This is a genomic window from Lysinibacillus sp. NPDC096382 (assembly GCF_044762845.1).
Taxonomy (GTDB): Bacteria; Bacillota; Bacilli; order Bacillales_A; family Planococcaceae; genus Lysinibacillus.
In genome coordinates, this window is sequence record NZ_JBIWFC010000009.1 from 25,006 (window position 1) to 41,135 (window position 16,130).

Annotated in this window: 12 protein-coding genes; all 12 read right to left on the reverse strand. The window is 38.6% G+C overall.

Translation table 11 applies throughout. The features are described from left to right. Positions 1–24 precede the first annotated feature (24 nt). The 12 genes from rpsJ to rpoC all read right to left on the reverse strand — a co-directional run bounded on the left by rpsJ (position 25) and on the right by rpoC (position 15,897). Entirely contained in the window at positions 25–333 is a 309-nt protein-coding gene (rpsJ, locus tag ACIQZA_RS13880) for a 30S ribosomal protein S10 (RefSeq protein WP_004233624.1), read from the reverse strand. A 369-nt stretch (positions 334–702) separates the two neighbouring features. Then, complete coding sequence (locus ACIQZA_RS13885; protein ID WP_400937671.1) at positions 703–2,019, reverse strand: Na+/H+ antiporter family protein; 1,317 nt, start codon at positions 2,017–2,019, stop codon at positions 703–705. 166 nt (positions 2,020–2,185) lie between these two features. Further along, complete coding sequence (locus ACIQZA_RS13890) at positions 2,186–4,174, reverse strand: FtsX-like permease family protein (RefSeq protein WP_402881926.1); 1,989 nt, start codon at positions 4,172–4,174, stop codon at positions 2,186–2,188. Then, positions 4,164–4,925: an ABC transporter ATP-binding protein gene (locus ACIQZA_RS13895; RefSeq protein WP_142509900.1), complete on the reverse strand. Its 762-nt coding sequence runs from the start codon at positions 4,923–4,925 to the stop codon at positions 4,164–4,166. Before ACIQZA_RS13895 ends, ACIQZA_RS13890 begins: the two co-directional genes overlap by 11 nt. A gap of 96 nt (positions 4,926–5,021) precedes the next feature. Further along, positions 5,022–6,038 (reverse strand): sensor histidine kinase, encoded by a 1,017-nt coding sequence (locus ACIQZA_RS13900; protein ID WP_402881929.1) that lies wholly within the window; start codon positions 6,036–6,038, stop codon positions 5,022–5,024. Positions 6,039–6,044: 6 nt separating this feature from the next. Further along, positions 6,045–6,728: a response regulator transcription factor gene (locus ACIQZA_RS13905; protein WP_400937715.1), complete on the reverse strand. Its 684-nt coding sequence runs from the start codon at positions 6,726–6,728 to the stop codon at positions 6,045–6,047. Between the two features lie 510 nt (positions 6,729–7,238). Further along, on the reverse strand, positions 7,239–8,426 hold the full coding sequence (gene tuf, locus ACIQZA_RS13910; protein WP_142509903.1) for an elongation factor Tu: 1,188 nt from the start codon (positions 8,424–8,426) through the stop codon (positions 7,239–7,241). A 139-nt stretch (positions 8,427–8,565) separates the two neighbouring features. Continuing rightward, entirely contained in the window at positions 8,566–10,644 is a 2,079-nt protein-coding gene (gene fusA / locus ACIQZA_RS13915; protein ID WP_142509904.1) for an elongation factor G, read from the reverse strand. A 42-nt stretch (positions 10,645–10,686) separates the two neighbouring features. Next, the gene (gene rpsG / locus ACIQZA_RS13920) at positions 10,687–11,157 is read right to left on the reverse strand and encodes a 30S ribosomal protein S7 (RefSeq protein ID WP_132362681.1); all 471 of its coding nucleotides are present in this window, start codon (positions 11,155–11,157) and stop codon (positions 10,687–10,689) included. A 148-nt stretch (positions 11,158–11,305) separates the two neighbouring features. After that, positions 11,306–11,725 carry a 30S ribosomal protein S12 gene (gene rpsL, locus ACIQZA_RS13925; RefSeq protein ID WP_010860613.1) on the reverse strand — a complete coding sequence of 140 codons (420 nt, stop codon included), beginning with the start codon at positions 11,723–11,725 and terminating at the stop codon, positions 11,306–11,308. Between the two features lie 98 nt (positions 11,726–11,823). Continuing rightward, the gene (locus ACIQZA_RS13930; RefSeq protein ID WP_142509905.1) at positions 11,824–12,072 is read right to left on the reverse strand and encodes a ribosomal L7Ae/L30e/S12e/Gadd45 family protein; all 249 of its coding nucleotides are present in this window, start codon (positions 12,070–12,072) and stop codon (positions 11,824–11,826) included. Between the two features lie 138 nt (positions 12,073–12,210). After that, on the reverse strand, positions 12,211–15,897 hold the full coding sequence (gene rpoC, locus ACIQZA_RS13935; RefSeq protein WP_142509906.1) for a DNA-directed RNA polymerase subunit beta': 3,687 nt from the start codon (positions 15,895–15,897) through the stop codon (positions 12,211–12,213). Positions 15,898–16,130: the final 233 nt, after the last annotated feature.

Genomic DNA, 16,130 nt, shown 5'->3' on the forward strand with positions numbered 1-16,130 from the left:
TTAAAAAAGTTATATTTTTTACCATTAAAGTTTGATTTCAATATCAACGCCAGATGGTAAATCAAGTTTCATTAACGCATCAACAGTTTGTGGTGTTGGGTTAACGATATCGATCAGACGTTTATGCGTACGCATTTCGAATTGTTCACGAGAATCTTTGTACTTGTGAACAGCACGAAGAATCGTGTACACAGACTTCTCAGTTGGAAGTGGAATCGGACCTGATACACTTGCACCTGAACGTTTTGCAGTTTCCACAATTTTCTCAGCAGACTGATCTAAAATACGGTGATCATACGCTTTTAAACGAATACGAATCTTTTGTTTTGCCATTATTTTCCCTCCTTCTCGCCTATTTTCTAGACATTCTCCACGAAAATTTTCCCACACACCGCCATGGCAAAGCGGCCGGGTGTGTCGGCAACCTCTCGTTTCATCGCAGTCAAAGACCAACATTCAACATTATACACAATAAAAAAAGAATAAGCAAGGCCTTTCGCTAAATTCTTTTTAAATGTTGCAGATATTCTTACTACTAATATTTCTCGCTTATCTAAGCCGTTTACTAGTATATAAAATTTCAATGTACTTTGCAACACATAAGGCAATTACACCAACGTTTTCGGACATTTCTAACAATTAAGTAGTACCAATATATAAAAAAGCAGTCTCTACTATTTAGAAACCGCTCTTACTATTACTTTATAAGAAGAACACACATGCAATCCAGCCAAATATAATAAGTGGGATGTTAATAAAAATGAACGTTGGCACACATGTATCCCAAATGTGATTATGCTGTCCATCTACATTTAAACCAGCAGTAGGTCCAAGAGTAGAATCTGAAGCAGGAGAGCCCGCATCACCTAAAGCACCTGCTGTACCTATTAGACAAATAATCGCCAAAGGACTCAATCCCAGCCCTTGTGCAAGAGGAACAAATAAGGTCGCGATAATTGGTACTGTCGCAAAGGAAGATCCGATTCCCATCGTCACAATTAAACCAATGACCAACATAATAAATATAGCTAGACTCGTATTCCCTTGAAGAATGTTTATCGAACCATTAATTAAGCTATCTATTTGACCTGTGGCGTTAATAACAGATGCAAAGCCATTTGCTGCGATCATAACGAAACCAATAAAGGCCATCATCTTCATTCCTTCTGAAAGAATCTCATCTGCTTCTTTCCATTTAAGTGCACCAGTGAAATACATAATCATAATGCCTGCAAAAGCACCTACAATCATCGAATCAGTATAAATTTGGGCGCATAGAGAGATAATTAAAGCCACAGTCGTAGAGACAATAACATACTTACTAACATTTACGTTTAAAGACTCTGTCTCCACATCATTATTTTGATATTGTCGAGGCTTTCGGTAAACGAAAAAGGCCCCACATAACCCAATTAGCATCCCTAGAACGGGTATAGCCATCGCTGCTGGTACATCACGTGAAGATACCTCCATACCAGCCTTAGATACTTGCGTAGATACAATGTCTTGGAATATAGCTCCGAAGCCAGCGGGAACGAAACTATATGTTCCTATTAAACCAACAGCAATTAATGTTGCGATAATTCGTCGATCAACTTCTAGCATATTTAAAACTTTTAAGAGTGGCGGTAGCAATAATGGGATAAAGGCTATATGAATTGGAATTAAATTTTGTGAGAAAATAGACATCATGAAGATCAGTAAGAAGATTAAAACCTTTACTAAACCTTTTCGATTGCTTGTACCGTTTTTATTTAATATCTTTAAAATCCATGCAATCATTAATTCAGGAATTCCTGTTTTGGAAATGGCGATAGCAAAACCACCAAGCAACCCATAGCTTAAAGCAATCGTTGCGCCTGCCCCTAATCCTTCTGTAAATGATTTTACAGTTGCTTCTATACCCATTCCGCTTGTTAGACCTCCCGCAAAGGCCCCCAACACTAGAGAAAGAACAACATTGATACGGAGCAAGCTTAATATTAACATGACAGCTACTGCCACAATTACTGCGTTCATTTCAACACTCCACTTTCGTACACTAGATTACTAATACGTTAAACTTTAACCGTCTAACAATTGAAAGTCAAGATATTTTTATAGCCCTATATTAATCTTCCAAATTTAAACGACACAAAAAAACAGTATGATCTTAAATAACCATACTGTTTTAGATTTCTTCCTATTATAATGATTCACGAATAACTTTTTTATAATAGCCGACGGAAAGTATAGCGAAAATAGCGTATAACGCTATATAACAGCTCATAGCAATCCATAATGGTGCAGTTAACTCTGAGCCGAATAAAAACCATCCTGACTTTACAGCAAAGTAACTATGAAGCAGCCCTATTATTAATGGAACACCAAAATTAAAGGCTTGTTTCATATATATACCTTTCATAATATCTTTTTCAGCGAAGCCAATCTTTCTTAATATCGTATAAGAGCCTCGCTCCTCTTCAGCCTCAGACATTTGCTTAAAGTATAAAATACTACCAGTTGTCATTAAAAATGCTAAGCCTAAAAATGCTGCTGTAAAAATTGTTAAGCCTAAAATTTCTAAATTCTCTTTGCGTAGTTTTTCATAGGACTTTATATAGGATGGATTATAAACAACAGCCCCATTTCCTTTCACATGCGTACTCTCATCATATAAATTCTCCGCTAAAGCTAAATCACTTTTATTCTTTAAGTTAATAGAGGTTTGTTTATACAACAAATCAGATACATTGTAAGTAGCTAATTCTTCAAACAATGCGTCTGGAACTACGAAAACCGGTCCTCCAGGCCCACCAGTTATAGCACCACTTATAATACTTTCATGCCGAACCTCTTTAACATGAAGCGTCTCTTTCTTAGTTTCCTCTGGTCCTCCTATAGTGACATCTACATCACGATCCTTTTCAAGCGGAAACATTTCTGCCATATAGCCACCATAGTTTGTTAAAATAACGTCGTAATCCGAAATGGAAGCTTCGGGGGCTATTTGTTGATAATCAGAAAGTGGAATTGTAGTAATGCTTCCTTCTGCACCATAAAGGGGATTATCTGCATTTTGCTGACTTTCAGATAATAATTGTGAAAATGAAGCTAAAACACTTTGTGTTCGGTACTCTATTTTATCAAAAGCTATATTATTTTCTTCAAGTTCCTTTAAAAACTCCTGACCGTGATCTTCAAGTAAAATATAATCTGCAGGCACTTGGCTATATGACGACGAGCCTGTTGAATAATAAGCTATATATGCTAATGTTGTAACCCCCAGTGAAACACCCGTTAAAACCGTTATAAGCGTTAAGGATTTCGCATTACCTTTCATACGATGCATAATTGGTGTTAATGCTAATACATCACGCACAGTCAAATGTCCATTTTTCTTAAGACGAATTGAATTCATAATAAATGCTACAGAGAAACGGAAAACAAGGAACGTTCCGCCAATGGTAGTTGCTAAAATAATAATCATATTAAGCGTTAAATTACCCTGAGAGTTAATATCGAAAAGCTTAGTTGATGCATAGTAGCCATATACAATAAATACAAGTCCTAAAAAACCAATAACCATTTGTAATGGGCTGAAACGTTTTACACGCTCATCAGCTTGCTTGGAAGCACTGAATAATGACAGTAATGACACTCGGTATATCATCCAAGCCATTTGCACGAGTACAATGACTAGTAGAATGGCAAATACTATGATAGATTGCTGTAATGCCTCTATACTAAATGTCATCGTCACAAGCGCTTCTTTTTCGAGTACACGCAGTAAAATCATTGCAAATAAGCGCGAACTAAAGAACCCAGCAAGCATACCTAATACGATAGCGCCTACAAATAATAGAATACTTTCTACCGCTAATAAGCGAACAATAAGCCCCTTTGTCATTCCTATTAGCTGATACAAGCCTATTTCCTTACTACGACGCTTCATAAATAGATGATTTGCATAAAGCACAAAAAATAGGACAATAAAGTACAGCATATATGTTGCCGCAGCAAAACCCGCTGTAGCTGTACCGCTCTCCTGTACTGTAGCCAGCACTTCAGCATTATTCTGCAATGTCACAAAAGAAAAATATAAAGTAACACTAAAAATAAGTGCGAAAAAATATAAATAATAATGCTTCATATTTTTCTTCATACTGCGCAATACGAGTTTACTAAGACTCATAGCCGTCACCGCCTAGCACACTTTGCGTATGCATGATTTCTTGGAAAAATGCCTGTCTCGTTTTATCTCCTTTATATAGCTCACTATAAATGAGTCCGTCCTTTAAAAATAAAACACGGGTACAAAAACTCGCTGCTACCGCATCGTGCGTAACCATCATAATCGTTGCTTTTTTTGACTCATTAATACTTTGTAGATTTTTTAAAAGTGCAGTAGCTGATTTTGAGTCAAGTGCGCCTGTAGGTTCATCAGCGAATACAAGCGACGGATTTGTAATTAGTGCACGCGCTGCTGATGTACGTTGCTTTTGACCACCCGATATTTCATTTGGATATTTATTTAAAATTTCAGTAATACCTAATAAATGAGTAAGCTCTTTTAAGCGACTCTCTGCCACAGCCTTTGGTAGCCGACCAATAGCTAACGGCAGTAAAATATTTTCTTTTACCGTCAGTGTATCTAACAAATTATAATCTTGGAATATGAATCCTAATTGTTCACGACGGAAATTAGCTAACGCCTTCTCCTTCATACCACGTAAGTTTTGACCATTTATTTCAATTACACCTTCTGTTGCAAAGTCAATCGAACACAAAACATTTAAAAGTGTTGTCTTCCCAGAGCCTGAAGGTCCCATAATACCAACAAATTCACCTTTACTAACTTCTAAATCAATACCCTTTAAAACCTCTTGGGCTGTTGATTTTTTGCCATATACTTTTTTTACTTTACGACCAATTAAAACTGCCACTTGTAAACGCCCCTTTCTATAGTTCAAGTGTATCCTGTCTTCTTCACTAATTCGTGTGTTTTACATGACAATATAAAAAGGTAGGTGACAATTTCGTCATCTACCTGTTAGTTTGACATATTCATTTTGCAATGGAAAACGTAATGTAAATATCGAACCTTCCCCAACATTAGATTGGACAGTTATACGAACGCCGATTTTCTGCGCCACGTTATGTGCTAAGTATAGACCCATACCTGTTGATTGTGCAGACTCTCTACCGGCTGTCCCAGTATACGACTTATGAAAGATTCGAGGTAAATCCTCCTTACGAATGCCAATACCTGCATCTTTTATATGTAGTAATGTTGCTCCAGTAGCATCTACTTCCGTAAAAATCAATACCTCTGAATTTGCAGGACTATATTTAATCGCATTGGACAGAATTTGTCGGATTATAAAGGCTAGCCATTTTCCATCTGTCATCACTGTCACTGTTAACGCTTCAACATCGAAACCGATACCTTTTTCAATACACCATGCCTGCATAGCTCTTATTTCCTTATAGACCACAGTTCTTAGCTCGACCTCTGTCATATAATTATCTTTTTCAATAGAAGCTAAACGTGTTTGGTGTAGCTGCTGATCGACCAATAAATGTAGTCTTAACCACTCCGTCTCTAATTTACGACGTAGTGTCAAATCTTCTACGTGATCCAGCATTAAATTAATTGAAGTTAAAGGTGCCTTAACTTCATGAACCCACGCTAGCAGTTCATCCGAATATTCCTGCAGCTGTACTTTTGCTTGATTTAACTCTGTATTCTTATCATAAAATACATCTTCAATTTTCGTCAGGTATGCTGCTTGAAAGGGTGATAACGTCATACTTTTGCCATGCACATCCTCGAGTTGACTTTCCACATTTCCCAGGAAATCCTTTAACTGCCTTACTTCTAGTATATATCGCCAAATAAGAAAAATCATAAAACTAATAAGTACACTAATATTCATATACCAAATAGATATTCCCTCTAATCCAGCATCTAAAGAGAATAAAACATTGATCATAACAATGATAAAAGCAAAAAAGCCTATCCAAGCGAGGCGTTCTTTTAAAAATAAAATTAGCATTGTCACTCACTTCCCTTGTGTTACAGCCATATAACCAAGTCCCTTTTTAGTTAAAATCGCTTCTTGTAAACCTATATCCTCAAGTTTAGTACGTAATCGATTAACATTTACCGACAATGTATTATCATTAACAAAGCGTTCATCATCCCATAACTTTCTCATTAAATCATCTCTTGAAACTATTTGATCGGCCTTCTCCACTAAAATACGTAAAATAAAGAGTTCATTTTTAGTTAGCGAGGCAAGATTACCCTCATACATAATTTCACTGCGTGCATAGTCAATGACTGCACCATTAAACCGTGTGACATCCATAGATTCTTCTATATAATCATATGTACGACGTAAAATGGCTTGTACCTTTGCTAGTAATACTTCCATATGGAAAGGCTTTTGTACAAAGTCATCCGCACCCATTTGCATTGCCATGACCATATCCATTGGGTGGTCTCGTGAAGATAGAAAGAGAATTGGCACCTTTGAGATATAACGTATTTCGCGACACCAATGAAAACCATCATAAGCTGGAAGCTGAATGTCAATCAATACAAGCTGTGGCTTTTGTTCAATAAAATCATCCATTACCTTTTGAAAATCTTTAGGACCCACAACCTGAAGCGACCACTGTGCAAAACGTGTCTGAATCATTTCGAAAATTGATGGATCGTCTTCAATTAGCAATATTTTCATTTCCATATGCAAATTCTCCTTCCATGAAGTGTTCTTATGTATTAAATAGGCTAATCGTCATAACGTGAGGTCGATTTTCGCTCCGACTGGGCGCGTCCGATGAACCGCCCAGCCTCCACTCCAACCAATTTATATATATCATACGTTTTTAACAAATATTATCCTAACTTTTTAAAGATGAATTATTAAACGGCTAATAGTAATTAAAAGGGGTGCGATTCTATACTCTACATGCTACACTGCCTTTTAATTTTAACTTTTTTAAGCAGCTGTCCAAACATCCGTTGAAAGAAGTTAAAACTTCCGGCGGATGTCTCTGGTACTAGCTTTCACCTCTAGCGGTTTCGTAAAAAGTCGATATTTCTACTTTTTGATATTTCACCCATTATGTACACATAAAATAATCTAATTCAACTAAGATTACCAAATATTCTTTACATATTTTAACACAAAAAAACCAATCTGTAAGCGTCCCTACAGATTGGTTTGGAAAATTAGCTTGCGCTAAAATTATTTTTGGATAGAAGCAACTACGCCAGCGCCTACAGTACGGCCACCCTCACGGATAGAGAATTTAGTACCTTCTTCAAGAGCGATTGGAGCGATAAGTTCTACTGTCATTTCGATGTTATCGCCAGGCATTACCATTTCAACGCCTTCTGGTAAGTTACAGATACCTGTTACGTCAGTTGTACGGAAGTAGAACTGAGGACGGTAGTTAGAGAAGAATGGAGTATGACGGCCACCCTCTTCTTTTGATAAAACATAAACTTCAGCTTTGAAGTTAGTGTGTGGAGTGATTGAGCCTGGTTTAGCTAATACTTGACCACGTTGGATTTCTTCACGAGCTACACCACGAAGTAAAGCACCGATGTTGTCACCAGCTTCAGCGTAGTCTAATAATTTACGGAACATTTCTACACCAGTTACAGTTGTAGATTTAGCTTCTTCAGTGATACCGATGATTTCAATAACGTCACCAACTTTAACTTGACCACGTTCAACACGGCCAGTTGCAACTGTACCACGACCAGTGATAGAGAATACGTCCTCTACTGGCATCATGAATGGTTTGTCAGTTTGACGTTCTGGAGTTGGGATGTAAGAATCTACAGCGTCCATTAATTCAATGATTTTTTCTTCCCATTCTGCTTCACCTTCAAGAGCTTTAAGAGCAGAACCTTTGATTACAGGAAGATCGTCGCCTGGGAAGTCATATTCAGAAAGTAGGTCACGGATTTCCATTTCTACTAATTCTAATAATTCTTCGTCGTCAACCATATCACATTTGTTCATGAATACTACTAAGTATGGAACACCTACTTGACGAGATAAAAGGATGTGTTCACGAGTTTGTGGCATTGGGCCGTCAGCAGCAGATACTACTAAGATACCGCCGTCCATTTGTGCAGCACCAGTGATCATGTTTTTAACATAGTCAGCGTGTCCTGGGCAGTCAACGTGTGCATAGTGACGAGTATCAGTTTCGTATTCTACGTGAGAAGTATTGATTGTGATACCACGTTCTTTTTCTTCTGGAGCGTTATCGATATCAGCGTATGATTTAGCTTCTCCACCCATTTTTTTAGAAAGAACTGTTGCGATAGCAGCAGTTAAAGTAGTTTTACCATGGTCAACGTGTCCGATTGTACCAATGTTAGCATGCGTTTTTGAACGGTCGAATTTTTCTTTAGCCATTAGAGATTGCCTCCTCAAAATTATATGTTTATATTTTTTAAAAATTTATAGAATGATTGCTGATGGCGGATGGGCCCATCCACCATCCCACAATCATAGCTTACAAATTAGTTATACTTTATGCAAGATGAAAATTCAATTATTCACCTTTATTTTTTTTGACGATTTCAGCAGCAATTGATTTTGGTACTTCTTCATAATGATCAAATGTCATTGAGAATACACCACGACCTTGTGTTGCTGAACGAAGAGTTGTTGCATAACCAAACATTTCCGATAGTGGAACCATTGCACGAACAACTTGAGAGTTACCGCGAGCTTCCATACCCTCAACGCGTCCGCGACGAGAAGTAATGTTACCCATGATATCACCAAGGTATTCTTCTGGAATTACAACTTCTACTTTCATCATTGGTTCTAAGATAACTGCGTCACATTGTTTAGCAGCTTCTTTAAGAGCCATAGATGCAGCAATTTTGAACGCCATCTCATTCGAGTCAACGTCATGGTAAGAACCGAATACTAATTTCGCTTTAATGTCGATAAGTGGGTAACCAGCTACTACACCGCGGTCAAGAGAGTCACGAAGACCAGCTTCTACTGCAGGAATGTATTCACGAGGTACTACACCACCAACGATAGCGTTTTCGAATTCAAAGCCTTTACCTTCTTCATTTGGAGAGAACTCAATCGTTACGTCACCATATTGTCCACGACCACCAGATTGGCGAGTGAATTTACCTTGAACTTTTGCAGAGCCACGGAATGTTTCACGGTAAGATACCATTGGAGCACCTACGTTAGCTTCTACTTTAAATTCACGGCGCATACGGTCAACTAAGATATCAAGGTGAAGCTCACCCATACCTGAGATGATTGTTTGACCAGTTTCTGTGTCAGTGTGAGCACGGAAAGTTGGATCCTCTTCTTGAAGTTTTTGTAAAGCTTGACCCATTTTATCTTGGTCAGCTTTTGATTTTGGTTCTACAGAAAGAGAAATTACTGGCTCAGGGAATTCCATTGATTCAAGAATAACAAGGTTTTTCTCGTCACATAGAGTATCACCAGTAGTAGTATCTTTAAGACCTACTGCTGCTGCGATATCCCCAGCAAATACTTTAGAAATCTCTTCACGAGAGTTTGCGTGCATTTGTAGGATACGGCCTACACGTTCACGTTTACCTTTAGAAGAGTTTTGTACGTATGAACCTGATTCTAAAGTTCCAGAATACACACGGAAGAAAGTTAATTTACCTACGAATGGGTCAGTCATAACTTTGAATGCAAGAGCTGAGAATGGCTCTTCATCTGAAGAATGACGTTCTAATTCCTCGTCACCATCAACATCAGTACCTTTGATTGCTGGTACATCTAATGGAGATGGTAAGTAATCAACTACTGCATTTAACATTGGGCGTACGCCTTTGTGTTTGAATGCTGTACCACAGATTACTGGGTAAAATTCTACTGCGATCGTAGCACGACGGATAGCCGCTTTAAGTTCAGCAACAGAAATTTCTTCGCCTTCTAAATATTTTTCCATGATTTCTTCATCAACACTTGCAACAGCATCGATTAATTTTTCACGGTATTCTTCAGCTTGTGCGCGGTGTTCTTCAGGAATTTCGCCTTCAGTCACTGCTGTACCTTTTTCGTCGCCGTAGAAAGTAGCTTTCATTTCAACTAAGTCAATGATTGCTGAGAACTGATCTTCAGCCCCGATAGGTAATTGGATAGGGTGAGCGTTTGCTTGTAAACGTTCGTGTAGAGTTCCTACAGAATATAGGAAATCTGCACCTGTTTTATCCATTTTGTTAATGAACACGATACGTGGAACGCCATAAGTTGTAGCTTGACGCCATACTGTTTCAGTTTGAGGCTCAACACCAGATTGAGCATCAAGAACTGTTACAGCACCATCAAGTACGCGTAGTGAACGTTCAACTTCTACAGTGAAGTCTACGTGTCCAGGAGTATCGATGATGTTTACACGGTTGCCGTTCCATTGAGCTGTTGTCGCAGCAGAAGTGATTGTGATACCACGTTCTTGCTCTTGTTCCATCCAGTCCATTTGAGAAGCGCCTTCGTGAGTTTCACCGATTTTGTGAATCTTACCTGTGTAATAAAGGATACGCTCAGTAGTTGTTGTTTTACCAGCATCAATGTGAGCCATGATCCCAATATTACGAGTATTCTCTAGAGAGAATTCGCGTTTCATAAGGTATTTCTCCTTCCATATTGGGCTTATGCGATGTTTAGATTACCAACGGTAGTGAGCGAATGCTTTGTTCGCTTCTGCCATTTTGTGCATATCTTCACGTTTTTTAACTGATGCACCAGTGTTGTTAGAAGCATCAAGGATTTCGTTAGCTAAACGCTCTTCCATAGTTTTTTCACCACGAAGACGAGCGTAGTTAACTAGGTAACGAAGACCTAAAGTTGTACGACGTTCTGGACGTACTTCTACTGGCACTTGGTAGTTAGAACCACCAACACGGCGAGCGCGTACTTCAAGAACTGGCATTACGTTATTTAGAGCAGCTTCGAATACTTCAATTGGATTTTGACCAGAACGTTCTTTAACTAAATCGAACGCACCGTATAAAATCTTTTGAGAAGTACCTCTTTTACCATCAACCATCATTTTATTAATTAAACGAGTTACTAGTTTTGAACTATAAATTGGATCTGGTAACACGTCACGTTTGGAAACAGGACCTTTACGAGGCATGTGTTTTCCTCCTTTCGAATAATTATCGATTTATTTTATAAAAATTGTCTTGTCATATTTGCCGCAAAAAATCCCAATCTGCTAGCAAGATTAGAAATTTGCGACAACTACTCAAGCTCATTATTAAGCAATGCTCAATAATGTTAAATTATTTTTTTTCTTTAGGGCGTTTTGTTCCGTATTTAGAACGTGATTGTAAACGACCGTTTACACCAGCTGTATCAAGAGCTCCACGTACGATATGGTAACGAACACCCGCTAAGTCTTTTACGCGTCCGCCACGGATAAGAACAACACTGTGCTCTTGTAAGTTGTGGCCTTCACCTGGGATATAAGCTGTAACCTCGATTTGGTTAGTTAAACGTACACGAGCGTATTTACGTAACGCTGAGTTTGGTTTACGAGGTGTCATTGTACCCACACGAGTACAAACTCCGCGTTTTTGTGGAGACTTAACATCAGTTAAAGATTTTTTAAATGAGTTATATCCTTTGTTTAACGCTGGTGATTTTGATTTCGTGATTTTAGATTGACGAGGCTTACGTACTAATTGGTTAATTGTAGGCATCGATATTTCCTCCCTTCATTTATTCCTTGTTAATACCACACATCCAGGTGGTTCATTTTTTGGGTAAAAACAAAGTCTTTGTGTTTAATACACAAAAACTACTCTACAGTAATCGCAACTACCGCAGCTCCAACATGGATTCCACAGGCCTTGCCCAGTTCCTTTTTGGACTCAACAAGAATAACTGGTATACCGATTTCTCTCGCGAAAGATATGGCCGAATCGGTTACCCAATTGTCTGCATCAAGTGCCACGAAAAGTTCTTTCACTGAACCAGCTTGCATTGCTTTTACTGCTTGCTTTGTACCTATGATTGTTTGACTATCCCTTACTCTATCATAAGACATTTTCATATCCTCCGAAGTACAGACAGTTAACTATCAACCTTCAATATATTATCATTACCAATTTCGACTGTCAACTAATATCTTTAAAAAGCCCGAAGAGATGATCAAAATACATCTCTTCGGCACTTATTTTAATGATTATTCAGCAGAAATTAGGTCTTCTGTGTCAAGCTCATCTTTTTCAATACGGATTTGACGGTAACGTTGCATACCAGTACCTGCAGGAACAAGTTTACCGATAATTACGTTTTCCTTCAGACCAAGAAGTTCATCACGTTTTCCTTTAATAGCAGCATCCGTTAACACACGAGTTGTTTCTTGGAATGATGCAGCGGATAAAAATGATTCTGTTTCAAGAGACGCTTTTGTAATACCTAGGATAACAGGACGACAAGTTGCAGGGTTTTTGCCATTTAGCACAGCATCTGCATTTGCTTCTGAGAATTGGTGAATATCTAGTAATGAGCCTGGTAATAATTCTGTATCACCAGCTTCGATCACACGAACTTTACGAAGCATTTGGCGAACCATTACCTCGATATGTTTGTCTCCAATTTCTACCCCTTGCATACGGTATACTTTTTGTACTTCTTTTAACAGATATTCTTGAACTGTAGAAACGTCTTTAACTTTTAATAATTGTTTTGGATCAATAGAACCTTCTGTTAATACTTGACCACGTTCAACAAAGTCGCCTTCTTGTACTTTCAGACGAGCATTGTAAGGTGCTGCGTATTTACGTGTTTCTACTTCACCTTCAATTGTAATCTCTTTTAGACCTTCACGGATTTCGGTGATGTCTGAAACAGTACCTGCGATATCAGAAATAACTGATTGACCTTTAGGATTACGTGCTTCAAAAATCTCTTGGATACGTGGAAGACCTTGTGTAATATCATCCCCGGCAACCCCACCTGTATGGAATGTACGCATTGTTAATTGTGTACCTGGTTCACCGATTGATTGAGCCGCAATAATACCAACTGCTTCTCCAACTTCAACCTCTTCACCTGTTGCTAAGTTCATGCCGTAACATTTTTTACATACACCATGTTTTGTATTACATGTGAATGCTGAACGGATTGTTACTTCCTCGATACCAGCCTCGATAACCGCACGAGCGATATCTTGATCGATTAAGCCATCTTTTTCTAAGATAACTTCAGCTGTTTCTGGATGCATAATTGTTTTCTTCGTATGACGACCGATAATACGTTCATCTAACGCTTCAATTAACTCTGTGCCTTCCATTAACGCACCAATTGTTAAACCGCGGTCAGTTCCACAGTCATCCTCACGAACGATAACATCTTGTGCTACGTCAACAAGACGACGTGTTAAGTAACCTGAATCGGCAGTTTTTAGGGCTGTATCGGCAAGACCTTTACGAGCACCGTGAGTTGAGATGAAGTACTCTAATACCGTTAAACCTTCACGGAATGAAGATTTAATTGGAAGTTCGATGATACGACCAGCCGGGTTGGCCATCAGACCACGCATACCAGCTAACTGTGTAAAGTTAGATGCGTTACCACGGGCACCTGAGTCAGACATCATAAAGATTGGGTTTGTTTTCTCAAGCGACTTCATCAGCTTCGATTGAATTTCATCTTTCGCAGCACTCCAGCTTGAGATAACGCGATCATAACGCTCCTCTTCCGTGATGAAACCACGACGGAATTGCGCTTGAACTTTATCTACTTTTTCTTGAGCTACCGCTAAAATTTCACCTTTGTCTGGTAATACGACGATGTCAGAAACACCTACAGTGATACCAGCACGTGTTGAATATTTGAATCCTAAGTTCTTCATGCGGTCAAGCATTTTAGATGTTTCAGTGATGTGGAAACGTTTAAATACTTCAGCAATGATATTACCTAAGAATTTTTTGCGGAATGGGTTTACAACTGGTACTGATGCAAAGTGTTTACGCAGTACAGCTGTGCGTTGTGCATCAACTTTACCTTTTTCATCAAGCCCATTATAAGTAGCATCTGCTTCAAGTTCTTTTAACGTTTCTTCATCAATTGTTAAATTAACAAAGTATTTGTCTGGTGTTTCTTGTTCTAAGTTGAATGCAGTTGGCTCATTAATGTATGGGAATGATTTAGGCAAGATTTCGTTAAAGATTACTTTACCAACAGTCGTTAATAGGAACATATTATTTTGTTCCTCAGTAAATGTTGGGTTATTTAACGAACTTGCTTTAATCGCAATACGAGTATGCAAATGAACATGACCTGTATCGTATGCAATTAATACTTCGTTTGGTCCATAGAAAGTTGTTCCTTCACCGCGAGCTGTTTCACGCTCAAGTGTTAAGTAGTAGTTACCTAATACCATATCTTGAGATGGTGTAACAACCGGTTTCCCGTCTTTCGGATTCAGGATATTTTGTGCAGCAAGCATTAGAAGACGAGCTTCTGCTTGTGCTTCTGCTGATAATGGTACGTGAACCGCCATTTGGTCACCATCGAAGTCAGCGTTATAAGCTGTACATACTAATGGGTGAAGACGAATAGCACGACCCTCAACTAGTGTTGGTTCAAACGCTTGAATACCAAGACGGTGAAGCGTAGGTGCACGGTTTAGTAATACTGGATGCTCACGAATGACATCTTCTAAAACGTCCCATACATCGTTGTTTAAACGCTCGATTTTACGTTTAGCAGATTTAATATTATGAGCAAGACCACGTTCTACTAACTCTTTCATAACGAAAGGCTTAAATAGCTCAATTGCCATTTCTTTCGGTAGACCGCATTGATACATTTTTAAGTTTGGACCTACTACGATAACCGAACGACCAGAGTAGTCAACACGTTTACCAAGCAAGTTTTGACGGAAACGACCTTGTTTACCTTTCAGCATATGTGAAAGTGATTTTAATGGACGGTTACCAGGACCTGTAACAGGACGACCACGACGACCGTTATCGATTAATGCATCAACAGCTTCTTGTAACATACGTTTTTCGTTTTGTACGATGATACTTGGAGCGCCAAGGTCTAGTAAACGTTTTAAACGGTTATTACGGTTGATTACACGACGATATAAATCATTTAAGTCAGAAGTTGCAAAACGACCACCATCTAATTGCACCATTGGACGTAGCTCTGGCGGAATAACCGGTAGTACATCTAAAATCATCCATTCAGGAGAGTTACCTGAGTTACGGAATGATTCAACAACTTCAAGACGTTTAATTGCACGTGTACGACGTTGACCTTGTGCTGATTTCAACTCTTCTTTTAAAGAATGAGTTTCATCTTCAAGATCAATTTTGCCTAGCAATTTCTTAATTGCTTCCGCACCCATAGCTGCTTCGAATGTGTTGCCGAATTTTTCACGATATGCACGGTACTCTTTTTCAGAAAGCAGTTGCTTACTTTCTAAGTTTGTAGCACCTGGCTCGATTACAACGTAAGAAGCAAAGTAAATTACTTCTTCTAGTGCACGTGGGGACATATCTAAAATAAGTCCCATACGGCTAGGAATACCTTTGAAGTACCAGATATGAGATACCGGTGCTGCTAATTCGATGTGGCCCATACGTTCACGACGAACTTTAGCGCGTGTTACTTCAACTCCACAACGATCACAAACTACGCCTTTATAGCGTACACGTTTGTATTTACCACAATGACACTCCCAGTCCTTAGTTGGACCAAAAATACGCTCACAGAATAAACCATCTTTTTCTGGTTTTAAAGTACGATAGTTGATTGTTTCAGGTTTTTTGACTTCACCGTATGACCAAGAACGAATCTTGTCAGGAGAAGCTAAACCGATTTTCATATATTCAAATTCATTAACGTCTATCAAGGAGCCTACCTCCCTCTAGTATAGGTCTTTATAAAGACTCTTTTACGCAGCTCGATAATCGTTTGCAAGAATCATGTCTCTTTAGCAAAAGATTAAAAATAGAATGATTTAATCAATTATGCCTCGGCATAATTGTGTCCGGAATCGGCTTTGTGTTTCCACAAAGAATTCCTTTCCGATTCCGTGACATCCGCCGGAGGCTTTCACTTCTTTCAGCAAGTGTTTTTTGTAGC

Bases quoted from the DNA above. Each gene is read 5' to 3' on its own strand.
- ACIQZA_RS13905 (WP_400937715.1), bottom strand. From the start codon at position 6,728: ATGAAAATATTGCTAATTGAAGACGATCCATCAATTTTCGAAATGATT.
- rpsJ (WP_004233624.1), bottom strand. From the start codon at position 333: ATGGCAAAACAAAAGATTCGTATTCGTTTAAAAGCGTATGATCACCGT.
- rpsG (WP_132362681.1), bottom strand. From the start codon at position 11,157: ATGCCTCGTAAAGGTCCTGTTTCCAAACGTGACGTGTTACCAGATCCA.
- ACIQZA_RS13930 (WP_142509905.1), bottom strand. From the start codon at position 12,072: ATGTCTTATGATAGAGTAAGGGATAGTCAAACAATCATAGGTACAAAG.
- ACIQZA_RS13885 (WP_400937671.1), bottom strand. From the start codon at position 2,019: ATGAACGCAGTAATTGTGGCAGTAGCTGTCATGTTAATATTAAGCTTG.
- tuf (WP_142509903.1), bottom strand. From the start codon at position 8,426: ATGGCTAAAGAAAAATTCGACCGTTCAAAAACGCATGCTAACATTGGT.
- ACIQZA_RS13900 (WP_402881929.1), bottom strand. From the start codon at position 6,038: ATGCTAATTTTATTTTTAAAAGAACGCCTCGCTTGGATAGGCTTTTTT.
- fusA (WP_142509904.1), bottom strand. From the start codon at position 10,644: ATGAAACGCGAATTCTCTCTAGAGAATACTCGTAATATTGGGATCATG.
- rpsL (WP_010860613.1), bottom strand. From the start codon at position 11,725: ATGCCTACAATTAACCAATTAGTACGTAAGCCTCGTCAATCTAAAATC.
- ACIQZA_RS13890 (WP_402881926.1), bottom strand. From the start codon at position 4,174: ATGAGTCTTAGTAAACTCGTATTGCGCAGTATGAAGAAAAATATGAAG.